Raw genomic sequence first — 22,533 nt, 5'->3', positions numbered from 1 at the left:
CGGGCCACTGTCAGGTGGTGCGGCGGTCTGCTCAGTCGTTCTGCAGGTAGGACAGCAGCCGCAGGATCTCCAGGTACAGCCAGACGACCGTCACGAGCAGGCCGAAGGCGATGTACCAGGCGAACTTGGCCGGCGCGCCGCGGCGGATCGCCTCGTCGGCCATGTCGAAGTCGAGCAGCAGCGAGAACGCCGCCACACCGATCACGATGACGCTGAACAGGATGGCGACCGGGCCACCGCTGCGCAGGCCGAGGGCGTCACCGCCCACGAACAGGCTGACGACCAGGTTGACCAGGATCAGCGCCAGGACGCCGAACATCGCGCCGACGATCCACCGGGTCAGCTTCGGGGTGACCCGGATGGCGCCGGTCTTGTAGACGACGAGCATGCCGGCGAAGACACCGAAGGTGCCGATGACCGCCTGCATGACGATGCCGGGCCAGAGGTTGTTGAACGCCTCGCTGATGGCGCCGAGCGCGATGCCGTACAGCGCGCCGTAGGCGAGGGTCGCCGCGGGGTTGGCGATCTGCTTGAACGAGATCACCAGGCCCAGCACGAACGCCACCAGGACCGCGGGCAGGGCCAGGCCGAACGCCAGCTCCTGCGGGAGCAGCGCCCAGGTGGCGGCGGCCGCGAGCACGGTGACGAGGAAGGACAGCCCCGTCTTCTGGACGACGTCGTCCATCGTCATGTAGCGCGTCGTCGACGGCGCGTACGGGGACCGGGCGTACGGCGACGGCGCGGCGTACGGGTCCTGCGTCGGGGCGCCGTACTGGGGGGCGCCGTACTGCGGTGCACCACCCCACTGGCCGTACTGCTGGCCGTTGCCGGCAGCGGCGTTCGCGAAGCCCCGTCCGAAGACCGGGTTGTGGCTGGGCATCGTCATCTCCTCGAGGTGACCGGGCGGTTCGTGGGGTCAACGGTGCTCGACTCCACTCGGTCAGGTCAACGCCCGAGCGGCCCTGCGCGTTCCTGGGAGTTCCCCGGGCACCCGGACGAGGGGGTCGGACGTGCCCCCGGTCGGGTTCGAACCGACACTGGGACCCTTTTAAGGGGCCTGCCTCTGCCGATTGGGCTACGGGGGCTGCGTCGCCGGAACGCTAACCCCGTCGGGCGGCGCCCACCGCGAGCAGGGCCCGCAGGGCCGCCTCGACCGCCGGAGGACGCCGCCGCGGCACTGCGCGGCGACCGGTGAGACCGGTCAGCTCGCCTGCGCCGAGCCCGACTGCGCGCGGTCGGCCGCCGACGGCGGGGGCAGCTGGCCGGCGCGGCCGGTGTTGGCCGCCGCGACGAACTCCCGCCGCGGGTCCTGCAGCTGGCCGAGGGAGATGACCTCGCGGCGGAACACCGCGGCGAGGGTCCAGTCGGCGACCACCCGCGCCTTGCGGTTGAAGGTCGGCACCCGGCTGACGTGGTAGCTGCGGTGCATGAACCACGCCGGCCAGCCCTTGAGCTTCACGCCGTAGACCTGGGCGACGCCCTTGTGCAGGCCGAGGCTGGCCACCGACCCGGCGTACTCGTGCCGGTAGGGCACCGGCTGCTCGCCGCGCAGCGACAGCACGATGTTGTCGGCCAGCCGCTTGGCCTGCCGGACGGCGTGCTGCGCGTTGGGCGCGGTGGTGGCGGCGGGGTCGTCCTTGGTGACGTCGGGGACGGCGGCGAGGTCACCGGCCGACCAGGCGTCCTCCAGCCCACGCACCTGGAGGGTCGGCTCGCACACGACCCGGCCGCGCTGGTCGAGCGGCAGGTCGGTGCGGGTCAGCATCGGGTTGGGCTTGGTGCCCGCCGTCCAGACCAGGGTGTCGCTGTCGAACTCGTCGCCGTCGCTGAGCTGGACGTGGCAGTCGCTCACGGACTCCAGCCGGGTGTTGAGCCGCACGTCCATGCCCCGGGCGGTGAGCTGCTTGACCGTCCAGGCGGCCATGTCCAGGTCGACCTCGGGCAGGATCCGCCCCATCGCCTCGACCAGCACCCAGCGCATGTCGGCCGGGGACAGCCGCGGGTAGTAGTGCTCGACCGCGTACCGGGCCATGTCCTCGAGCTCGGCGAACGCCTCGACGCCGGCGTACCCGCCGCCGACGAAGGTGAAGGTCAGCGCCCGGCGGCGCACCTGCGGGTCGTCGGTGGAGCTGGCCGCGTCGAGCCGCGCGAGCACGTGGTTGCGCAGGTAGATGGCCTCGCCGACGTTCTTGAACCCGATGCCGTGCTCGGCCAGCCCCGGGATGGGCAGCGTCCGCGCGACCGAGCCGGCCGCCATGACCAGCACGTCGTAGGAGAGATCGAAGGGCTCCCCCTCGATGGGCGCGATGCTGGCCCGCCGGTCGGCGTGGCTCAGGCCCGTGACCGCGCCGGTGATGACCCGGCACCGCGGCAGCGTGCGGCGCAGTGGCACCACCACGTGGCGGGGCTCCACCGAGCCGGCCGCCGCCTCCGGGAGGAACGGTTGGTAGGTCATGTGCGGCTGCGGGTCGACGACGACGATCTCCGCCCGCCCCCGAGAGAGCCGCTTCTGCAGCCGGAGGGCGGTGTAGAGGCCGACGTAGCCGCCGCCCACGACCAGGACCACGGGTCGCTGCGCCATGGGGGGAGCCTAGGGGGCGGACGGCGGTCCCGGCACCGTCGCGGCGACTTCGGTGGCCCGGGACAGCACCGCGTCGAGCATCGGCTCGGTCAGCTTGCCGGTGAAGGTGTTCTGCTGACTGACGTGGTAGCTGCCCAGCAGGGTGAGCGGCCCGCGCGGCCCCTCGAGGGTCACCTCGACGCCGTGCCCGAACGCCGGCCGCGGGCGGGGCAGCCGGTAGCCGGCCGCGGCGAGCACCGGCCACAGCGCCGTCCAGCCGAAGCCCCCGAGGACGACGACGACCCGCAGCCGCGGCAGCAGGGCCAGCTCCCGGGCCAGCCACGGGGAGCAGGTGTCCCGCTCCTCCGGCGTCGGCGCGTTGGCCGGCGGCGCGCACCGGACGGCGGCGGCCACGCGGACGTCGCGGAGCTCCAGCCCGTCCCCGACGTGGGTGGACGTCGGCTGGTTGGCCAGCCCGGCACGCCACAGCGCGGCGAAGATCCAGTCGCCGCTGCGGTCGCCGGTGAACACCCGCCCGGTGCGGTTCCCGCCGTGGGCGGCGGGAGCCAGCCCGACGACGGCGATGCGGGCGTCGGCCGGGCCGAGACCCGGAACCGGGCGGCCCCAGTACTCCCACTCCCGGAACGAGGCCCGCTTCACCTCGGCCACCTCCTCCCGCCAGGCCACCAGCCGGGGGCACGCCCGGCAGCCGGAGACGCGGCTGTCGAGGACGGCGAGGTCGCGGGCGCCCCGCGCTGCGCGGACCACGCCGGCGGGGCTGCGGGTCACGGGGAACCCGGCGGCGTCGGTGACCACGCGCGTCAGTTGACCATCCGGGGAGGCGCCCCCGTGGACCGGGGCGGCATGATCACCTTCGTGGCCCGGAAGAAGACGCAGAAGTCGCCGATCACCTGGAAGCTCCTGGGCACCGGCATGGCGGCCGGGACGGGGATCGCCGTCCGCAGGCTCACCGACGCCGGCTGGTACGCCGTCCGCGGCTCGACCCCGCCCCGGAACCCCGCCGCGCCCGGTGTCGGCTGGGGCGAGGCCCTGGCGTGGGCGGCCGTGTCCGGCGTGGCCGTCGCGGCCGGCCGGCTCGCCGCGGCCCGCGGGGCCGCGGCCGCCTACGAGAAGCTGACCGGCAAGCTGCCGCCCGGCGTGAACAGCGAGAGCCCGCGCCCCTGACCCGGCGCGCAGCGGCCCCGAGAAGCCGGCGCAGTTTCCCCCTTTCGGGGTTCGTCAGCACTCCGCCCCCCACCTAGCCTCAGTTCGGTCAGCGACCGGGACCGGCGACGTGCCGGCGCGTGGGTGAGGAGTGTGGACGTTGGACACAACGGTGTCTCTCGCCGGGCACGGTCCCGGCACCGCTGTCCCGGCCGAGGAGGTCGGGCGCGCCGAGGACACCGCGCCGGCCCGGGCTCCGGAGTCCCCGGGCGCGGACCGGGGTCCTGCGCCCGCCGGCCGGCCCCTGCCGCCGACGGCCCACCTGCGGTACGCCCGCGACCAGGCCGCCTTGGACGCCCTGGCAGGTGCCTGGGACGACCTGTGGGCCCGCTGCCCCTCCGCGACCCCCTTCCAGACGCACGCGTGGACCAGCGCCTGGGCGCGGGCCTACGTGCCGGCCGGCCGGCTCGTCGTCGTCACCGTGTGGGACGGCGACGTCCTGGTCGCCGCGGCGGCGCTGCACCGGGTCCGCCGCGGGCTGGTCCACGTGCTCGCCCCGCTGGGCGGGGACCTCTCCGACCACACCGACGTCCTGGTGGACCCGGCGGTGCCCGACGCCGGGCCGCGGCTGGTGCAGGCGCTGCTGCAGGTGCCCGGCTGGCGCCTGGTCGACCTGCCCGAGGTGCTCCCGGACGGCGCTGCCCAGCGCTGGGCGGAGGACTGGCCGGGCCGGGTGCGGCGGGCGACCGGATCGGTGATCCTCGAACTGCCGGCGCTGCCGGTGGCGGAGGTCCTCGCCCGCGTGCCGGCGCGGACCGCCGGGACTCTGAAGCGCAAGCTGCGCAAGATCGAGAAGCTCGGTGTACAGCGCACCGAGGTGACCCCGGCGGCCGTCCCGGGGGCCGTCGCCGACCTGATCCGGCTGCACGAGGCCCAGTGGGCCGGCCGCCGCGGCAACCCCGAGCACCTCACCGACCGGTTCCGGCGCCACCTCGCCGAGGCCGTCGCGGCGATGATCGAGCGGGACCAGGCGGTGCTGGTCGAGTACCGCCTGGACGGCCAGGTGATGGCCAGCGAGGTCGACCTCGTCGGGCACCGGCAGCTGGCGTACTACCTCGCCGGCATCTCCCCGGAGCTCCGGCAGCACATGGACACCGCCGTCCTCCTGGTCAGCGGCGCCCTCGAGCGGGCCGCGCGGCTGGAGAAGCAGGAGTACTCCTTCCTCCGCGGGGAGGAGGACTACAAGCTCCGCTGGCGTCCGGACGAGGTGACGACCACGCGGATCATGCTGGCCCGCCCCGGGCTGCTGGGCTCGGCCGGCTACCTCACCGGGACCGCCGTGTGCGGGGGCGCCCTCGCGCTGGCCCGGCGGGCGCTCCGCGGCCGGGCACGTGAGCTCGCCCGCACCGTCATGCACGGCCTGCGCACCCTCCGCGCCCGCACGTAGCCCCCGGACGGCGCGGCCCGCGCCCGCGGGTCAACGCCCGGCGAGCCCCAGCGCGATGCCGTCGAGGATGTCGTGCTCGCTGACGACGACGTCGTCGAGGGCGAAGGCGTCCATGACCACCCGCAGGACCAGGGAGCCGGCGCCGATGACGTCGACCCGGCCGGGGTGCATGACCGGCTCGGCCGCGCGCCGCTGCCGCGTGGCGGTCAGCAGCCCCGCGGTCACCGAGCGGACGGCGGAGACGGGGATGCGCGACCCGTGGATGGCGACCGGGTCGTAGGCGGGCAGCCCGAGCGCCAGCGCGGCGACCGTGGTCACCGAGCCGGCCAGCCCCACCAGCGTCGCCGCCTCGCCGACCGGCACCACCGCGGCCACCTCGGCGAGCGCGGCGCGGATGTCGGCCTCGGCGCGCTGGATCTCGTCGGCCGTGGGCGGGTCGCCGTGCAGGTGCCGCTCGGTCAGCCGGACGCAGCCGACGTCGACGGAGCGGGCCGCGCGGACGCCGCCGGCGTCCCCGAGGACGAACTCCGTGGACCCGCCGCCGATGTCGACGACCAGGTAGGGCGCCTTCGGGGCGGGCTGGCCGTGCGCGGTGACCGCGGCGTCCAGTGACGCGGTGGCGCCGAGGAAGGACAGCCGCGCCTCCTCGTCGCCGGGGACGACGTCGGGGAGCTGGCCCAGCGTGGCCACCACCATGTCCTCGAAGTCGGCGCGGTTGGCGGCGTCCCGGCTGGCGCTGGTGGCCACCATGCGCACCGCCGTCGCACCGAGCTCGCGCGCCTGCGCGGCGTACTGGGCGAGGACGACGCGGGTGCGCTCGATCGCCTCGGGCGCCAGCCGCCCCGTGGCGTCGACCCCCTGGCCGAGCCGGACGACCTCCATGCGGCGCAGCAGGTCGGTGTGCGGCCCGTCGGGCGGGACGTCGGCGACCAGCAGGCGGATGGAGTTGGTGCCGCAGTCGATCGCGGCCACACGGGTCACTTCTGCTCCTCCTGGGGGGCGCAGGGGCCCTGGGCCCACCACTCCCCCATCTCGGCCACCGCCCGGTCGCCGATCGGGTTGACCCCGGGGCCCGCGGCGAGCGCGTGACCGGCGAGCGCGTGCAGGCACTTCACGCGGTCGGGCATGCCGCCGGCGGTGTTGCGGGTGGGCAGCTCGCCGAGAGCGTCGCGCTCGGCCAGGTAGGCCTCGTGGGCGGCGCGGTACCCCGCGGCGAGCTCGGGGTCGGTGCCCAGGTCGGCCTGCCACTCACGCATCCGGCCGGTGGACTCCAGCCGGCTGGCCGCGGCGTTGGCCCGGGGGCAGGTCAGGTAGTACAGCGTCGGGAACGGGGTGCCGTCCTCCAGCCGCGGCGAGGTCTGGACGACGTCGGGCTGCCCGCAGGGACAGCGGTGCGCCACGGCACGCAGGGCCCGCGGCGGCCGGCCGAGCTGGCGGGCGACGATCTCGCGCTCCTCCGGGCCGACCGGCTCCCGGACGCTCCGCCCGGGCGCACTGGGCTGGTTCACTCGGCGGGCTCCTCGTCCCCGTCGGCCACGGCGACCGACTGCAGCAGGGCGTCGTACCAGGGCAGCTCGTCGTCGGCCGGCTCGGGGACGGTGCCGGCGTCGCCCTCCACGGCGTCGCCGTCGACGACGACGACCAGCCGGTCACCGGGGAGGACGTAGGTGAGCCGCTCCCGCGCCTGCCGCGCGGTGTAGTCCGGGTCGGCCTGGCGCTCGAGCTGGGCCTGCAGTTCCTCCGCCCGCCGGTCGAGGGCGGTGCCCTCGGCGGCCAGCCGGGTCAGCTCGGCGCGGCCGGCGAGGAACTGGCGGACCGGCCCGGCCAGGGTGAGCGCGAGCAGCAGGACCAGCCCCCCGAGCACCACCGCACGGCCGGTGAACAGCGGCCGCCGCGGCGTGGCCGAGCCGGTGGCCGACCGCGGCGAGCGGCGTCCGGGCCGGCGGGCCTCCGGCCGGCTGCCCGCACCGGAGCGGGAGCCGGCCGGGACCGGGCGGGACGCGGCGTTCGACAGCGGGCGCCCGGTGGAGCGACGCCGGACGGGCGGGACCGCTCCCGAACCGCCCCGGCGGCTCCGCGGAGCGCTCATCGGCGCAGGGACCTCATCGGCCGCCGAGCCGCGGGAACGCCGCGGCACCCGCGTATCGGGCGGCCTCGTCCAGCTCCTCCTCGATGCGCAGCAGCTGGTTGTACTTCGCCACCCGCTCGCTGCGCGCCGGGGCGCCGGTCTTGATCTGCCCGCAGTCGGTCGCGACGGCGAGGTCGGCGATCGTGGTGTCCTCGGTCTCGCCCGAGCGGTGGCTCATCATGCAGCGGTAGCCGTTGCGGTGGGCCAGGTTGACCGCGTCGAGCGTCTCGGTGAGCGTGCCGATCTGGTTGACCTTCACCAGCAGCGCGTTGCCCGCCCTGCGTGAGATGCCGTCGGCCAGCCGCGCCGGGTTGGTGACGAACAGGTCGTCGCCCACCAGCTGCACGCGGTCGCCCAGCGCCGCGGTCAGCGCCACCCAGCCGTCCCAGTCCTCCTCGGACAGCGGGTCCTCGATGGACACGATGGGGTAGGCGTCGACCAGTTCGCCGTAGTAGTCGGTGAGGTACTCGGCCGACCGGGTCTGGCCCTCGAAGTCGTAGCCGCCGTCGCCGTGGAACTCGGTGGCGGCGACGTCCAGTGCGAGGGCGATGTCGGTGCCGAGGCTGTAGCCGGCCTTCTCGACGGCCTCGGCGATGAGGTCGAGCGCGTCCCGGTTGCTGGGCAGGTCGGGGGCGAAGCCGCCCTCGTCGCCGAGCCCGGTGGACAGCCCGCGGCCCTTCAGCACGGCCTTGAGCGCGTGGTAGGTCTGGGTGCCCATGGCCAGCGCCTCGGTGAAGGTCGCCGCGCCGATGGGGGCGATCATGAACTCCTGCACGTCGACGTTGCTGTCGGCGTGGGCACCGCCGTTGAGGATGTTCATCATCGGCACCGGCAGCAGGTGCGCCGACGGGCCGCCGACGTAGCGGAACAGCGGCAGCCCGGCGGACTCGGCGGCGGCCTTGGCCACCGCGAGGCTCACGCCGAGGATCGCGTTCGCGCCGAGGCGCTCCTTGTTCGGCGTCCCGTCCAGGTCGAGCAGCCGCTGGTCGATGAGCCGCTGCTCGGCGGCGTCGTAGCCGACCAGCTCGGGGCCGATGACGTCGAGGACGTTGTCGACGGCCTTGCCGACCCCCTTGCCGCCGTAGCGCTCACCGCCGTCGCGCAGCTCCACCGCCTCGAACGCGCCGGTGGAGGCGCCACTGGGGACCGCGGCCCGGGTGATCGTCCCGTCGTCGAGGGCGACCTCGACCTCCACGGTGGGGTTTCCGCGCGAGTCGAGGATCTCCCGCGCGCCTACGGCGTCGATGCTGGGCACGAGGGGCAGCCTAGCCAGCCCGCCACCGCCCGGGGGCGCGCCCCGCTCAGGAGCCGGTGCGCTCCCCGGCTGCGGCGTCGAGTTCGCCGGCGTAGCGCCGGACCGCCTCGCGCAGCGCGTCCTCGACGTCCCAGCCGCGCTGGGCGGCGCCGCTCACCACGGCCAGCAGCCGCTCGCCGAGCTCCTCCGGGCTGCGGGCGGAGAGCTCCGCCGGGTCGGGCACGGGCAGGCCGGCCCGGCCGGCCCGTCGCACCAGCGCCGCCCCCCAGGACGCGGCGGGCTGGGACCGCGAGACCCCCTCGGTGGGCGACCGGCGCTGCTTCTCGGCCTGCTTGATCTCCTCCCAGCCGGCCTCGACCTGCGCGACGTCGCGGGGCCCGGCGTCGCCGAACACGTGGGGGTGCCGGCGGACCAGCTTGTCGACCAGGTCGCCGGCGACCGCGTCGACGTCGAAGCGCCGGGCCGGGTCGGCCTCGGCGGCCACCCGGGCGTGGAACACCACCTGGAGCAGCACGTCGCCGAGCTCCTCCCGCATCGCGACCGGGTCGTCGTCGACGATCGCGTCGTAGGCCTCGTGCGCCTCCTCGAGCAGGTAGCCGCGCAGCGAGGCGTGGGTCTGCTCGGCGTCCCAGGGACAGCCGCCCGGCGAGCGCAGCCGGTCCATCACGGCGACCACGTCGAGCAGTCGCGCCCCCGGCGGGAGCGGGGTGCCGTCGACGATCTCGGGGGCGCCGACGTCCTCCCCGGTCACCAGGGCGACGACGTCGTCGGCCGCGGCGGCCGCGGCGGCGGCGTCCGGGACGTCGTCCACCGCGACGCCCGCCGACCGCAGCGCCGCGGCGGTCGCGGCTGCGGACGGGAGGGCGACGACGCGGCGACCGCCGGTGACCGCCCGCCAGCCGGCGGGTCCGAGCAGGCCGGGGAGGACGGGGCTGACGGTGACGGCGAGCGCGACGGGCACCCGGTCAGTCTCCGGCAGGGGCCGCAGGGGTGCCGTCCGCGTCGTCCAGCAGGTCGACGACCCCGCTGTCGTCCGGCACGATCTGCCCCTCGTCCAGGACGCCGAAGCGCGGGTTGACGTCGATGTCGAGGCCGTCCCGGACGTCGGCGACCAGCTGCTGCGCGGCCGAGTCGGCCTCGGCCTGCGCGGCCTGCTCCAGCTGCGGCCGCACCTCCTCGAACGACGGGGCCACCGGCTCACCGACGAAGACGACGAGGACGCCGGGGAGCTCGCTGACGGTCGTGCTGAAGGCCGTGTTCGGCGCGGCGGCGGTGACCTGGTCGGCGATGACCGTCGGCACCTGGTCGGGGCTGCGCGGCTGCACCTGCGGGAGCGTCGTGTCACCGGGGTACTGGGCCGCCACGGCCGGGTACGCGGCGGGGTCGGCCTGCAGCGTCGCCACGGCGGCGTCAGCGGCGGCCTGGTCGGGCACGGTGACGTAGCCGAGCTGGACCTGGGAGAGGCCGGGCAGCTGTTCGGCGTAGTCGGCCCGCAGCTCCTCCTCCGACAGGCCGGAGTCGACGCCCTCCTCGGCCGCGATCGCCTGGCGCACCATCTGCTGCCGGACGGTCTCGAAGACGTCGGCCCGGCCGACCCCCTGGGCGGCGGCCTGGGCGTAGACCTGCTCAGGGTCCTGGTCGCCGATGAGCTCGTCGATGCGGGCCTGCACGTCGGCGTCGTCGACGGTGACGCCGTACTGCGCCGCCGCCCGCGCGTAGACCTCGGCCTGCACCAGCCGCGTGAGCACCAGCCGGGTGAACTCGTCCTCCCGGCCCTGGGTCGCCGCGGCCAGGTCGGCGTTGGACAGGCGCTCGTCGACCGCCGACTGCAGTTGGGCCACGGTGACCTGCTCGTCCCCGACGTAGGCCGCGACGTTGGGTGACGTCCGGCAGGCGGCCAGTGCCGCCATCGCGGCGAGGCCGACGGCCAGGGTCGTGGTCAGGCGACGTGTCCGCACGTCTTGCGAGGGTGCCACAACAGGTGTGACCCACCGCGCAGGTGGAGTGGATCCGTCCGCGTCACGCGCACGGGTCCACTCCACCTCAGGAAGCCGCGGCGATGACCCAGCCGCCTTCCGCGCCACGGTCCGCTCCTCGCTCGCTGGCGCTCGCTGCGATGCTCCCGCGGCTGTCAGGCGGCGACCGGCTGCTCCAGGACCGCCGTCAGCAGCGAGTGCAGGTTCTCCAGCAGCGCCACGTCGCGCAGCGGCGTCCGCCGGTCGGGGCCGACCGGCACCTTGAGCGAGATGGTGTCGACGGCCGCCTTGTAGGTCGCGCCGTCGGCCAGCCGGGCCAGGCGCATCTGCTGGGACTCGCGCAGCGGGACCGGCGAGATGCGGATGGCGCGGCCCTGCAGCGACACCTCGGTGATGCCGAAGCGCCGCACCGCCGCCCGGAAGCGGGCGACGGCGAGCAGGTTGAGCACCGGCGCCGGCGGGGTGCCGTAGCGGTCGGTGAGCTCGTCGAGCACCGCCTGCGCCTGCTCGTCGCTCTGCACGGAGGCCACCTTGCGGTAGGCCTCCATCCGCAGCCGCTCGCCGGGCACGTAGTCGTGCGGCAGGTGCGCGTCGACCGGGAGGTCCACCCGGACGTCGGCGGGCTCGGCCGGGGCCTCCTCGCCGGACAACTGCGCCCGGTAGTCGGTGACCGCCTCGCCGACCAGCCGGACGTAGAGGTCGAAGCCCACCCCGGCGATGTGCCCGGACTGCTCGCCGCCGAGCAGGTTGCCCGAGCCGCGGATCTCGAGGTCCTTCATCGCCACGGCCATGCCGGCGCCGAGGTCGGTGTTGTGCGCGATCGTGGTCAGCCGGTCGACCGAGGTCTCGGTCAGCGGCCGCGACGGGTCGTAGGTGAAGTACGCGTAGGCCCGCTCGCGGCCACGGCCGACGCGACCGCGGATCTGGTGCAGCTGCGAGAGGCCGAAGGTGTCGGCGCGGTCGACGATCAGGGTGTTGGCGTTGGGGATGTCCAGGCCCGACTCGATGATCGTCGTCGCGATCAGGACGTCGTACTCCTTCTCCCAGAAGCCGACCATGATCCGCTCGAGCTCGTGCTCCTTCATCTGCCCGTGGCCGACGGCGACGCGGGCCTCGGGCACCAGGTTGCGGATCTTCGCGGCGGCCTTGTCGATCGACTGCACCCGGTTGTGGATCACGAACACCTGGCCGTCGCGCAGCAGCTCGCGGCGGATCGCGGCGGCCATCTGCTTGTCGTCCCACGCGCCGACGTAGGTCAGCACCGGGTGCCGCTCCTCCGGCGGGGTCAGGATCGTCGACATCTCGCGGATGCCGGTCAGGCTCATCTCCAGGGTGCGCGGGATCGGGGTGGCCGACATCGACAGGACGTCGACCGCCGTCCGCATGGTCTTCAGGTACTCCTTGTGCTCGACGCCGAAGCGCTGCTCCTCGTCGACGATGACCAGGCCGAGGTCCTTCCAGCGGGTCGTCGGCTGCAGCAGCCGGTGGGTGCCGACGAGCACGTCCACCTCGCCGCGGGCCAGCTCCTCGAGGATCTGCCGGGTCTCGGCGTCGGACTGGAAGCGGGAGAGCACCTGCACCTTCACCGGGAACTGGGCGAACCGCTCGGAGAAGGTCTTGAAGTGCTGGTTGGCGAGCAGCGTCGTCGGCACCAGGACGGCGACCTGCTTGCCGTCCTGTACCGCCTTGAACGCCGCCCGGACGGCGATCTCGGTCTTCCCGTAGCCGACGTCGCCGCAGATGATCCGGTCCATCGGGACCGGGTTCTGCATGTCGGCCTTGACCTCGTCGATCGCGGCCAGCTGGTCGGGGGTCTCCTGGAACGGGAAGGCGTCCTCGAGCTCGCGCTGCCAGACCGTGTCCGGGCCGAAGGCGTGGCCCTTGGTCGCCATCCGCGCCGAGTACAGCCGGATCAGCTCCGCGGCGATCTGCTTGACCGCCCGGCGCGCCTGGCCCTTGGTCTTCTGCCAGTCGGCGCCGCCGAGCTTGGACAGCGCGGGCGCCTCCCCGCCGACGTAGCGGGTGAGCTGGTCGAGGGCGTCGGTGGGCACGAACAACCGGTCCGGCGGCTGGTTCCGCTTGGACGGCGCGTACTCGACGATCAGGTAGTCGCGCTGCCCGCCGTTGACCGTGCGGCTGACCATCTCGATGTAGCGGCCGATGCCGTGGTGCTCGTGGACGACGAGGTCGCCGGGCTGCAGCTGCACCAGGTCGACGGCGTTGCGGCGGCGCGCCGGCATCTTGACCGCGTCGCGCATCGTCGTCCCACGCGAGCCGGTGAGGTCGTGCTCGGTGAGCAGCGCCAGGCCCACGCCGGGGAAGGCGAAGCCGGCCTCCAGGTTGCCCTGGGTGACGTGGGTCAGCCGCGGCTCGGGGGCGGTGGCGATGTCGGGGACCAGCCGGGTGCCGAGATCGGCCTCGGTGAACTGGTCGGCGGCGCGCTGTGCGGGGCCGGGCCCGGCGAAGGTGACGACGACCCGCCACCCGTCGCGCTGCCAGCCGCGCATCGTGTCAATGGCCTTCGGCACGTCGCCGGCGAAGCGCTCCACCGTCGTGGCGTCGAGGGTGACGTGGGTGTCGTCGTCCTCGCTGCTGAGGGTGAAGGCCCCGGTGGTCCACCACGGCAGACCCCGCCCGCGGGCGGCGGACTCCACGTCGGCGAGGTCGCGGAAGGACGACGCCCCGAGGTCCAGCGGCGCCTCCCCGGCCTCGGCGGCAGTGGCCCACGACGCGGCGAGGAACTCCTCGGCGGTGCGGACCAGGTCGGCGGCCCGGCTGCGCACCCGCTCGGGGTCGCAGACCAGGACGTGGGTGCCCCTCGGGAGCAGGTCGGTGAGCAGCTGGAGGTCGCCCTCGATCAGCGCCGGGGTCAGCGACTCCATGCCCTCGACGGCGATCCCCTCGGCGAGCTTGCCGAGGACCTCCAGCAGGGCGGGGTGCTCGACGGCCAGCGCCGCCGCCCGCGCGCGCACCTGGTCGGTGAGCAGCAGCTCGCGGCACGGCGGGGCCCACAGCCGGTCGGGGCGCTCGTCGAGGGATCGCTGGTCGGCCGCGGAGAAGTAGCGCAGCTCGTCGACCTCGTCGCCCCAGAACTCCACGCGCACCGGGTGCGGCTCGGTCGGCGGGAAGACGTCGAGCAGGCCGCCGCGGACGGCGAACTCGCCGCGCTTCTCCACCAGCTCCACGCGGGTGTAGGCGGCGTCGGCCAGCGCGCGGGCGACGTCGTCGAGCTCGGCGGTGTCGCCCGGCCGCAGCTCCACCGGGGTGAGGTCGCCGAGCCCGGGGGCCAGCGGCTGGAGCACGCTGCGCACCGGTGCGACCAGCACGTCGATGGTGCCGCCCACGCCGGGGTGCGTGAGGTCGCGGAGCACGGCCAGCCGGCGGCCGACGGTGTCCGCGCGCGGGGACAGCCGCTCGTGCGGCAGCGTCTCCCACGCCGGGAAGACCTCGGTGCGCCGGTCCGGGAGGAAGCAGCGCAGCTGGTCGGCGACGGCGTCGGCGTCCCGCTCCCCCGCGGTCACGACCAGGACGGGGACGCCGCCCTCACCGCCGGACGCCGCCAGCGCGGCGGCGACCAGCGGTTGCACCGACGGCGGTGCGGTCACCGCCAGCTCCGCGGTCCCGGCAGCGGCCACGACGCGGGCCATGCCGGGGTCGGTGAGGACGACGTCGAGCACGCCGCGCAGGGTCACGAGACCGTCTCCTGAAGCTCCGGGCCACGCACGTCGCGCCGGGTGCGCGGGGGGCCGGGTCCCCAGGTTAGTCCGCGGGGAGGACGGCTGCCTCCGCCGCAGGTCAGGACATCAGGGCGTGGGCGGCCGGGGCCGGCGTCACGATGGCGGCGAGCGCCTTGCGCAGGAACGAGCTCGAGGTGTGCATCGTGTAGGGGAAGTAGCGCACCTCGACGCCCACCGCGGCGAAGTCGCGCTCCAACTTCTCGCCCTTGGGGGTCCCGCGCCAGTCGTCGCCCTTGAAGATGACGTCGAAGCGGACCTCGCGCCAGGTGTCGATCTTGTCGGGCACGACCTCGGCGTGGACGTCGTCGACGAAGCGCAGCGAGCGCACGATCTCCAGCCGCTCGGCGAGCGGGATGACCGGCAGCCGGCCCTTCGTCTGCAGCAGCATCTCGTCGGAGACGACCCCGGCGATCAGGTGGTCGCAGTGCTCGGCGGCGTGCTTGAGGATGTTGAGGTGCCCGACGTGGAACAGGTCGTAGGCACCCGGCGCGTAGCCGATGACGGTCATGGGATCCCCCGATCCTCCCGAGGCGCAGCGTCCCGCGACGGGCCGCTCGCCAGATCACGCTGAGTGACACAGGAGCGACATCCGTGGCGCTCGACTGCGCGAACACCGGGAAAAGTAGCCCAGCGCGATCACGCATGGTGAGGTCCGCGGAGTTCTTCACCCCTTCGGGCGGCCCTCATCGGCGCCGGTGACCGGGGGCGTCCACCCGGCGCCGGGCCGGTGCCCCCCGGAGGGGTGACACCGTCTCCTCGGCCGGCTCCGGGGCCCCGACCTGCGGGTTATGTTCGCCGCTCCGACTGGGGGACGTGTCCCGCGGGCGCACGCCGGACCGGCGGTCCCCGCCCGACGGGACGCACGCGGGCAGGGAGCACACGGGCATGGAGCTGATCGACTACCTCACGGCGCTGCGGCGGCACTGGACCATCTGGGTCGGCGCGACGCTGGTCGGCGCGGTGGCCGCGCTGGTCGTCTTCGCGCAGACGCCGAAGACCTACGAGGCCACCGCCACCGTGTTCGTCTCGGTCTCCCCCTCCATCCCCAACAGCGCCTCGTTCGTGCAGCAGCGGGTGACCAGTTACCCCGAGCTCGTCGCCAGCGAGGCCGTGCTGGCCCCGGTCCGCCGGGAGCTGGCCCTCGACGACTCGCTGGCCGACCTGCGCGCGCGGGTGTCGGCGGTCAACCCCCCGGACACCACGCAGCTGCACGTCACCGTGAGCGGGCCCGACCCCGACGAGGTGGCCGCGATCGCCAACGCCGTCGCCGACCGCTTCGCCGACGTCGTCGAGACGCTGGAGACCCCGTCGTCGGGCGACGAGCCGGTGCACCTCACCGTCGCCGACCCCGCCGTCGCCCCGACCTCGCCCGTCGCACCGGTCCTGCTCCACCTGCTGGCGCTGGGGGCGCTCGCCGGCCTGCTCCTCGGCCTGGCCGCGGCGATCGTCCGCAGCCGCATCGACACCACGCTGCACACCGGGGACGACGTGCGCCGCGTGTGGGGCGAGGACGACGCGACCGAGCTGGTCGTCCAGCCCTCCGGCCGGGCCCAGCGCAGCGTGCTGACCGGACAGTCGGCCACCGTGCTCGCCCGCCGGCTGGAGGCGCGGGCCGAGGAGCGGCCGGTGCGCGTCGTCCTGCTCTCGCCCTCGCCGTCGGAGACGCAGACCGCCCGCGCCCTCGCCGAGGAGGTGGCCGAGGTGCTGCGCGACCGCGGGGTGAGCGCCGCCGTGACCGGTCCGGAGTCCGTGGGCGCCCCGGTCGCCGACCGCGGGCCGCGCGTCCGCCTGGAGGTCGGCGACCCCCTGGCCGCCGTGCGGGTCTGGAAGCACGTGGCCGAGCACCACGACGGCGTCGTCCTCGTGGTGGCCGCTGGGCGGGTCGACGGCGAGGAGCTGCGCGAGCTGCGCGGCATCCTGCGCTCGGCCGGCATCGCACCGCTCGCCCTCGCCCTCGTCCGCCCGCGCCGCCGGCCGCTGCGTGCCGCGGTGAAGTCGCGCGCCGCGGAGCCGGCGCCGGTCGCCGAGCGGCCCCCGGCCGCCGGGCAGAAGCGGCCCACGGTGAGCGGCTCCGCCCGCGGCTGAGCGGGCCCCAGCACCCCTCGACGACGGCCGGTCCGGGACACACGTCCCGGACCGGCCGTCGTCGTCCCACGCTCCGGTGGGGACGTGTCCTCGCGGGCGGTGTCCGGGGTCGTGGGCGGACCGGCCCACGGGGCCGCCCGGGGGACGGCGGGCTGACGGTGGGCACCGCCGGTGCCGCTACCGGGGCCGGACCAGGCGTCCGCTCGACGGCGGCCGCGGCACCCGCCTCGTGCTCACGGGCCGGCTCCGCCGCCCGAGCCGCGTGCGCCGGGCACCGACGCACCCGGTGGACTCCGGCCCGCGGTGGGGGGAGGGCGACACCGGCTGCCCGGTTCGCCGCGGACGTCGTCGGGGACGCACCCGCAGGAGTACCGCGTGCACCGCGCACCCGGCGAACCCTGCGAGCCCGAGCTCTCCCGGGTCGATGGCGTCCGACCCGGACCCGGTGCTGGGTCAGGTCGACGGCGTCCGGCCCGGCGGGCAGGGCACGGTCGAGCCGCAGGGCACGGTCGACCCGCAGAGCGGGGCCGGGCCACAGAGCGGGGCCGGGCCGCAGAGCGGGGCCGGGCCACAGAGCGGGGCCGGGCCACAGAGCGGGGCCGGGCCGCAGGACGCCGTGCGCGAGCGGACGCGCCGTCGGTCAGCGGGTGAGCGCCCCCGAGCGCGGGGCGGCTGCGGGTCCGGTCGGCGTGGAGCCGCCGTCGTCCGGGTCCTCGGCGGCCAGCCGGCGGCGGGAGCCGCCCTCGGCCAGCAGCGACGCGGCGAGGAAGGCGACGAAGTCCGGCGTCGCGTCGAACAGCCCGCTCTCCAGCACGCTGCGGCCGAGCAGGAAGACCAGCAGCCCGAGGAACAGCGCCCGGTGGACGCGCGGGGCCAGGAGCGCGCCGCGCACGGCCCACAACGCCCAGATCCCCCCGACGAGGAGGCCGAGCAGTCCGGCCTGCACGAGGAGGGACATCCAGCTGCTGTCCAGCGGCTGCTTGTCCCAGTACTGGCCCTTCACCCGGATGATCTTGACCGAGAGGCCGCCACCGAAGGCGAGCTGCCACCGGTCGTCGGCCCAGGTCGTCGCGGCGTCCCAGGCGACGAAGCGGGACTGCACGGTGCTGGTGCCCTCGCCGTCCCGCTCGAGGAAGGAGGTCAGCGCATCGGTGCCGAACACGGCCACCACGGCGCCGACCGCCCCCAGCAGGCCGCCGACGACCATCCCCATCGGGGCGCGGCGCACGTGCAGCGCCATGACCAGCAGCGCGGGCAGGAGCATGAGCAGCGCGGTCCGGGAACCGGTGCACCACAGGACGCCGAGCGCCACGACGGCGACGGCCGCCGTGCCCACGCCGGCCCCGCCCACCGCGATCCGCCACCCGGCGTAGAGCACGACCAGGGAGGCCAGGAGGGCCAGCTCGTTGGGAGCCATCTGCGGGAAGCCGCCGGCGAGCCGGCCGCTGGACAGCGTGGGCAGGCCGGTCACCGCCGCCACCCCGCCGATGACCGCGCAGGCGCGCGCCAGGGCGGCGAAGAACTGCGTAGTCGTGTAGCAGCGCAGCAGCAGCACGACGGTGAGGGCGATGATCGTCACGCGGACGGCGATGACCCCGCCGGCCGTCAGCGGCCCGTGGGTGAGCGCCCCGAGCACCGTGGTGGCCAGCAGAATCCCCAGCGCCCACAGCGTGCCGGTGCCCACCCGCAGGTGCGGGCGGCGCGTGCCGAAGAACGCCACGGTCAGGGCGAGCACGCTCAGCACGCCCTTCGCGACCACGACCGGGTCGAGCGAGCCGGTGAAGTAGGTGCCGCGCCGCCAGCCCACGGTGGTGAGGACGAGCAGCAGCATGCAGCACAGCAGGCGCACCGGCACCGAGGTCGCGGGCGCCTCCCGCTCCCCCGCCCTCACGCCGGCACCGCCTGCGCGGCCGGACGCCGGGCTGCGCGCCGCACCAGGGGGACGACGACCGACTGCCGGACGGCGAGCGCGGTGAGCACCGGGCCGGCGGCGAGCGCGAACGGCACCCAGGCCACCGCGTCCGGCGCGACCAGCACGAGCGCGGCGACGGCACCGAGCGACACGAACTCCACCGCGCGCAGCGCGAGGACCCGGCGCTGCTCCCCGTGCACCGACGCCAGCGACGCGTACGGGAGGAGCAGGGCGGCGCCGGCGGCGTACGCCGTCCAGCCGGTGACGGCGGCCAGGGGCACGACGTACTCGCCGCCGCTCAGAGCCGGCCCGAGCCACGGCAGCAGGACGACGGCCGCCAGCCCGAGCGCGCCGACCCCCGCGACGAGGCCCACTGACGCCCGGTCGGCGACCCGCAGGCCGGCGGACGGGCCCTGGTCGCGCAGGCCGACGTAGTGCGGCAGCAGGAACGACGCGATGCCGGCGATGAGCGTGAGCATCGGCGCGGTGTAGACCCGCGCCGCCTCCAGCGGGCCGTACGCGGCGGCCCCGACCATGCCGACGACCAGCAGCCGCAGCAGCGTGAGCGACCCCGGCCGGACCGTCTGCGCGGCCGCGCGCCAGACCCCGAAGTCGGCGACGGCGCGCAGGCCGGGCCGGCGCCAGGGACCGGCCGGCCGCTCGCCGGCGGGGACCAGCCACCACGCGACGACGGCCGCGGCGGCCTGCCCGGCGAGCAGCGCGACGACGAACGAGCTCAGCGTCACCTCGCCGGCCAGGCCGGCCAGCCCGAGGGCGGCCATCGCCCCGACCAGGCTGGTCCCGTCCACGGCCGGCAGCGCGCCGTAGCGACCGGTGGCCATCAGCAGCCGGCGCAGGGTGTCCTCGACCACGAAGGCCGCGCACGCGGGGGCCAGCAGCAGGCCCGCCCACACCGGCACCAGGCCGCTGACGAGGGCGGCGAGCGCCCCGGCCAGCCCGGCGGCGGTGGAGACCACGACGGTCCAGACGTGCAGGCCGGCCCGCACCGCCCGGTCGTGCCGGTCCAGCACGGTCAGCGAGTCGCCGACCATGCCGCTGCACACCGCCGTCACGAGCACCAGCGCCCCGTAGACGAGGGCGAACACGGCCAGCCCGCCGGCGCCGAGCAGCCGGGCCGCGGTGACCTGCAACGCCAGACCGGCCAGCGCCATCGTCGCCTGCCCGACGACGGCGGTCGTGGCGCGCCGGCGCAGCAGGCGGAGCACGGAGGAGGTCACGGCCGGGCCCGCCTCAGCGGCTCTCGACCGGCGTCGCGCTGCCGGCACGGCGCACCCGGACCTCGTGGCGGAGGAGGCGGGCGACGATGTGGGCGCGGCCGTCGCGCGGGCTGACGTAGCACCGCGGCAGGGTGTGCCGGTCCCCCGGGTCGTAGTCGCCGGTGACGCAGGCGTTGTCGTAGCCGGCGGCGCGGACGGCGTCGGCCGCCGCGGCGTCGTAGGCGCCGTACGGGTAGCAGAACCCGGGCACCTCCGCCTGGAGGACGTCCTCGAGCAGCCGCCGGCTGTCGGTCACCTCGGCGGCCAGCACGTCCGGGTCGGCGCCGGCCAGCCGGGCGTGGCTGACCGTGTGGCTGCCCACCTCGTGCCCCGCGGCGGCCACCGCGCGGACCTGGTCGGCGGTCATGATCGGGAACTGCGGCCCGGTGTCCCACGAGTTGGTGGCGCCCATGTGCCCGGCGACGACGTACACCGTCGCCGTCATGCCGTGACGCCGCAGGACCGGCACCGCGGTGGTGAGGAAGTCCGCGTACCCGTCGTCGAAGGTCAGCCCGACCAGGCCCGCGGCCTGGCCCCGGTCGACGGCGCGGACCAGCTCGGTCTGCGAGACGCCGCGCAGGCCGAGCCGGCGCAGCAGCCGCAGGTGCCGGTCCAGGCGGTCGGGGTGCACGCGGATGCGGTGCGGGTCGGGCTCGGTCGAGGCGCTGATCGAGTGGTACATCAGCACCGCGGGCACGCGCGGGTTGCCGGCGGCGCTCATGCCGCGGCTCCCGACTCGACGGCCGGCTCGGCAGCGGACCCGAGGGCGGTGCCGGGTGCGGGGAGCGGTGTGCCCAGGGCGGCGACGGCGTCGACCAGTTCGGCCGCGTACCGCTCGAGGGCCGACCGCCGCCGAGCGACGTCGGCGTCGGCGAGCGCGGCCTGGCGGAACCGCGGCCAGTCGGCGGCCACCCGGGCGACCGCGTCGGCCCAGGCGCCCGCGTCCCCGGCCGGAACGGCCTGCGCGCTCGCGTACCCGGCGGCGGCCTCCCGCAGGCCGCTGTGGTCGCTGACCACGAGGGGCCGGGCGGCCAGGACCGCCTCCACCGCGGTGTTGCCGAACGACTCCTCGCCCTGGGCCGGCACCAGCACCACGTCGGAATCGGCCAGGTGCGGCCAGACGTCGGCGCGGAAGCCCAGGAACTCCACCCGGTCGGCGAGCCCGGCGTCGGTCACGGCGGCGCGCAGCTCCTCGGCGAACCACTCGTAGCCCGGGAAGACCGAACCCACGACGGTGAGGTGGGCGTCCACGCCGCGGTGGCGCAGCTCCTGCAGCGCGGCGACCGCGACCTGCGGGCCCTTGCGCGGGTTCAGCCGACCCACGAACAGCAGCCGCAGCGGACCGTCCAGCCGCGGCCGGGCCGGCACCGCCTCGGCGGGGCCGCGCACCGCGTTGTGCACCACGGTGGCGCGCCGGCGCAGCCGCGGGGCCACGTCGGTGAGGACGTCGAGCGTGAAGCGGCTGTTCGCGACCACCCGGTCGGACAGCGCCGGGCACAGCGCCATCCCGCGGCGCAACAGCCGGGGCGCCGACTGCTCGGCCTCGTGCACGTGGCAGATCGACCGCCGGCCGGCCAGCCGGGCCAGCAGCGGCCACGAGGGCAGGGTCAGGGTGCTGACGTAGACGCCGGCCGCACCGTGCCGGCGCAGCAGTCGCAGGGCGGGCAGCACGCCGCGGACGGCGTCGGCGAGCAGTCGCAGGGCGCCCCGCGGCCGCAGCGCGGAGTTCCGCAGGACGGGCATGGGGCAGGTCTGCACGCGCACGCCGTGCACCTCGAGCTGCGGCACGAGGGGGCCGGGTGCGGGGACGACGACGGTCACCGTGTAGCGGCCGGCCAGCGCGATCGCCGACTCCAGCAGCATCCGGTCCGCGCCGTAGAGCTCGGCACCCGGGTGCACCACCAGGAGCGGCGGGCGGGTGCCGGGGGTCCGGTCGGTCATCGCGGCAGCCGGTCCATCTCGCGGAACCACTTCCGCAGGGCGAGGACGAGGAAGAGCCCCTCGGCCAGCCCGAGGGCCGCGTAGACCGGCACGAACACCGAGGTGGCCCCGAAGAGCACGAAGGTGCACGCGAGGACGCCGTAGTCGGTGGGCAGCGCCAGCAGCGAGCGGGCGATGCCGACCTGCCGGGTGGGGCCCTGCGCGCGGGTGGCGACGCCGTGCTGGGCGCGCAGTGCCTCGTTGAGCACCATCGCGAAGAAGATCACGACGTCGACGAAGCAGAAGCCCAGCGGGATGAGCAGCACGGCGGGGTCGACGTCGGTGAAGCGGTACAGGCCGATGGCCACGGCCAGGTGCAGGCTCGCGACCTTGGCGGCGTCGACCATGTGGTCCAGCCACTCCCCCGCGGGGGAGCCGCCGCCGCGCAGCCTGGCCAGCTGGCCGTCGGCGGCGTCCAGGCCGTAACCGAGCACCAGGCAGCCGGCGACGGCCAGGCCCATCGGCACCGACGGGGACACCAGGGCCAGCAGCGCGACACCGGTGGCGGTGAACGCGGCGCTGAGGGTGGTGACCTGGTTGGGGGTGCGCCCGGCGGTGAACGCCAGCGCGGCGAACAGGCGGCCCAGCGGCCGGTTCACGAACCGCGAGTAGAGCGGGGCCCCGGCCGCGCCCTTCTGCGCCGCGGACAGGCGGTCCAGCGTCGCCCGCAGACCCGGCCGCGGCACCGGGCCGGTCGAGCGCGGTGCGGCGACGACCGTCGTCCCTCGGCCTCCCTCCCCCACGTCGGCGAGGGCGTTCCGCATGCCGTCCACTGTGGCCTCCCGTGTTGCACCGAGCTGCTCGGACGACACGCCCCGTGCGGATGTGCACGCACCGTGTCATCGCTCCCCGTCAGCATCGCCACGCGCGGGGCCCGCCGGGAGTCCTGGCCCGACGCCCTCACCCGCACGGGTCACCCGGACCCGGCGGCCCGTGGCCCCGGTCACCGCGCAGCGCGAACGCGCGACGACCCGCCGGCGCGGGTGCGCCGGCGGGTCGTCGGGAGGGTCGG

The 22,533-nt window shown here is 75.7% G+C and carries 19 protein-coding genes and 1 tRNA gene; 3 read left to right on the top strand and 17 right to left on the bottom strand.

From position 1 onward, the window contains the following. Positions 1-31: 31 nt before the first annotated feature. The 4 genes from ACI79D_RS04975 to ACI79D_RS04960 all read right to left on the bottom strand — a co-directional run bounded on the left by ACI79D_RS04975 (position 32) and on the right by ACI79D_RS04960 (position 3,376). Positions 32-880 (bottom strand): Bax inhibitor-1/YccA family protein, encoded by an 849-nt coding sequence (locus ACI79D_RS04975; RefSeq protein WP_456917204.1) that lies wholly within the window; start codon positions 878-880, stop codon positions 32-34. 131 nt (positions 881-1,011) lie between these two features. Then, positions 1,012-1,085: transfer RNA gene (locus tag ACI79D_RS04970), tRNA-Leu, on the bottom strand. A gap of 116 nt (positions 1,086-1,201) precedes the next feature. Further along, on the bottom strand, positions 1,202-2,581 hold the full coding sequence (locus ACI79D_RS04965) for an NAD(P)/FAD-dependent oxidoreductase (protein ID WP_456917203.1): 1,380 nt from the start codon (positions 2,579-2,581) through the stop codon (positions 1,202-1,204). 9 nt (positions 2,582-2,590) lie between these two features. After that, the gene (locus ACI79D_RS04960; RefSeq protein ID WP_456917202.1) at positions 2,591-3,376 is read right to left on the bottom strand and encodes a uracil-DNA glycosylase; all 786 of its coding nucleotides are present in this window, start codon (positions 3,374-3,376) and stop codon (positions 2,591-2,593) included. A 33-nt stretch (positions 3,377-3,409) separates the two neighbouring features. Here ACI79D_RS04960 and ACI79D_RS04955 point away from each other — a divergent pair, with 33 nt between their 5' ends. Together ACI79D_RS04955 and ACI79D_RS04950 are read left to right on the top strand one after the other, a co-directional pair. Next, on the top strand, positions 3,410-3,745 hold the full coding sequence (locus tag ACI79D_RS04955; protein ID WP_456917201.1) for a DUF4235 domain-containing protein: 336 nt from the start codon (positions 3,410-3,412) through the stop codon (positions 3,743-3,745). Between the two features lie 151 nt (positions 3,746-3,896). Further along, positions 3,897-5,171 (top strand): GNAT family N-acetyltransferase, encoded by a 1,275-nt coding sequence (locus ACI79D_RS04950; protein ID WP_456917200.1) that lies wholly within the window; start codon positions 3,897-3,899, stop codon positions 5,169-5,171. 30 nt (positions 5,172-5,201) lie between these two features. Here ACI79D_RS04950 and ACI79D_RS04945 read toward each other — a convergent pair whose 3' ends face one another. The 8 genes from ACI79D_RS04945 to ACI79D_RS04910 form a co-directional block, all read right to left on the bottom strand. Then, entirely contained in the window at positions 5,202-6,152 is a 951-nt protein-coding gene (locus ACI79D_RS04945) for a Ppx/GppA phosphatase family protein (protein ID WP_456917199.1), read from the bottom strand. Beyond that, entirely contained in the window at positions 6,149-6,679 is a 531-nt protein-coding gene (locus tag ACI79D_RS04940; RefSeq protein WP_456917198.1) for a DUF501 domain-containing protein, read from the bottom strand. The genes ACI79D_RS04945 and ACI79D_RS04940 overlap by 4 nt, the downstream gene beginning before the upstream one ends. Beyond that, on the bottom strand, positions 6,676-7,260 hold the full coding sequence (locus ACI79D_RS04935) for an FtsB family cell division protein (protein WP_456917197.1): 585 nt from the start codon (positions 7,258-7,260) through the stop codon (positions 6,676-6,678). Before ACI79D_RS04935 ends, ACI79D_RS04940 begins: the two co-directional genes overlap by 4 nt. Positions 7,261-7,273: 13 nt before the next feature. Further along, positions 7,274-8,554 carry a phosphopyruvate hydratase gene (eno, locus tag ACI79D_RS04930; protein WP_456917196.1) on the bottom strand — a complete coding sequence of 427 codons (1,281 nt, stop codon included), beginning with the start codon at positions 8,552-8,554 and terminating at the stop codon, positions 7,274-7,276. Between the two features lie 46 nt (positions 8,555-8,600). Beyond that, a complete protein-coding gene (locus ACI79D_RS04925) occupies positions 8,601-9,515 on the bottom strand; it encodes a MazG family protein (protein WP_456917195.1) in 915 nt (304 codons plus the stop codon). 4 nt (positions 9,516-9,519) lie between these two features. Beyond that, entirely contained in the window at positions 9,520-10,512 is a 993-nt protein-coding gene (locus ACI79D_RS04920; protein WP_456917194.1) for a SurA N-terminal domain-containing protein, read from the bottom strand. Between the two features lie 173 nt (positions 10,513-10,685). After that, the gene (mfd, locus tag ACI79D_RS04915) at positions 10,686-14,222 is read right to left on the bottom strand and encodes a transcription-repair coupling factor (RefSeq protein WP_456917193.1); all 3,537 of its coding nucleotides are present in this window, start codon (positions 14,220-14,222) and stop codon (positions 10,686-10,688) included. 103 nt (positions 14,223-14,325) lie between these two features. Then, positions 14,326-14,775: an adenylyltransferase/cytidyltransferase family protein gene (locus ACI79D_RS04910; protein WP_456917192.1), complete on the bottom strand. Its 450-nt coding sequence runs from the start codon at positions 14,773-14,775 to the stop codon at positions 14,326-14,328. Positions 14,776-15,152: 377 nt separating this feature from the next. On the opposite strand from ACI79D_RS04910, the gene ACI79D_RS04905 reads away from it, so the two are divergent. After that, the gene (locus ACI79D_RS04905) at positions 15,153-16,352 is read left to right on the top strand and encodes a YveK family protein (protein ID WP_456917191.1); all 1,200 of its coding nucleotides are present in this window, start codon (positions 15,153-15,155) and stop codon (positions 16,350-16,352) included. A gap of 640 nt (positions 16,353-16,992) precedes the next feature. Here the strand turns inward: ACI79D_RS04905 and ACI79D_RS04900 are convergent. Genes ACI79D_RS04900 through ACI79D_RS04880 form a run of 5 tightly spaced genes read right to left on the bottom strand, consistent with a single transcriptional unit; the run spans position 16,993 to position 22,285 of the window. Then, positions 16,993-18,243, bottom strand: coding sequence for an O-antigen ligase family protein (locus ACI79D_RS04900; RefSeq protein ID WP_456917190.1), 1,251 nt, complete (start codon positions 18,241-18,243; stop codon positions 16,993-16,995). Next, positions 18,240-19,502: a hypothetical protein gene (locus ACI79D_RS04895; protein WP_456917189.1), complete on the bottom strand. Its 1,263-nt coding sequence runs from the start codon at positions 19,500-19,502 to the stop codon at positions 18,240-18,242. Before ACI79D_RS04895 ends, ACI79D_RS04900 begins: the two co-directional genes overlap by 4 nt. A gap of 13 nt (positions 19,503-19,515) precedes the next feature. Next, positions 19,516-20,262, bottom strand: a complete 747-nt coding sequence (locus ACI79D_RS04890) for a polysaccharide deacetylase family protein (protein ID WP_456917188.1) — start codon at positions 20,260-20,262, stop codon at positions 19,516-19,518. Further along, entirely contained in the window at positions 20,259-21,482 is a 1,224-nt protein-coding gene (locus ACI79D_RS04885; protein WP_456917187.1) for a glycosyltransferase, read from the bottom strand. Before ACI79D_RS04885 ends, ACI79D_RS04890 begins: the two co-directional genes overlap by 4 nt. After that, the gene (locus ACI79D_RS04880) at positions 21,479-22,285 is read right to left on the bottom strand and encodes a CDP-alcohol phosphatidyltransferase family protein (protein ID WP_456917186.1); all 807 of its coding nucleotides are present in this window, start codon (positions 22,283-22,285) and stop codon (positions 21,479-21,481) included. Before ACI79D_RS04880 ends, ACI79D_RS04885 begins: the two co-directional genes overlap by 4 nt. Positions 22,286-22,533 lie beyond the last annotated feature (248 nt).

The organism is Geodermatophilus sp. SYSU D00708 (assembly GCF_054050115.1).
Note: the sequence above shows the minus strand (reverse complement) of the source record. Positions and strands in the feature narration are given on the sequence as shown.

Bases quoted from the DNA above. Each gene is read 5' to 3' on its own strand.
- ACI79D_RS04965 (WP_456917203.1), bottom strand. From the start codon at position 2,581: ATGGCGCAGCGACCCGTGGTCCTGGTCGTGGGCGGCGGCTACGTCGGC.
- ACI79D_RS04935 (WP_456917197.1), bottom strand. From the start codon at position 7,260: ATGAGCGCTCCGCGGAGCCGCCGGGGCGGTTCGGGAGCGGTCCCGCCC.
- ACI79D_RS04890 (WP_456917188.1), bottom strand. From the start codon at position 20,262: ATGAGCGCCGCCGGCAACCCGCGCGTGCCCGCGGTGCTGATGTACCAC.
- ACI79D_RS04910 (WP_456917192.1), bottom strand. From the start codon at position 14,775: ATGACCGTCATCGGCTACGCGCCGGGTGCCTACGACCTGTTCCACGTC.
- ACI79D_RS04880 (WP_456917186.1), bottom strand. From the start codon at position 22,285: ATGCGGAACGCCCTCGCCGACGTGGGGGAGGGAGGCCGAGGGACGACG.
- ACI79D_RS04905 (WP_456917191.1), top strand. From the start codon at position 15,153: ATGGAGCTGATCGACTACCTCACGGCGCTGCGGCGGCACTGGACCATC.
- ACI79D_RS04885 (WP_456917187.1), bottom strand. From the start codon at position 21,482: ATGACCGACCGGACCCCCGGCACCCGCCCGCCGCTCCTGGTGGTGCAC.
- ACI79D_RS04975 (WP_456917204.1), bottom strand. From the start codon at position 880: ATGCCCAGCCACAACCCGGTCTTCGGACGGGGCTTCGCGAACGCCGCT.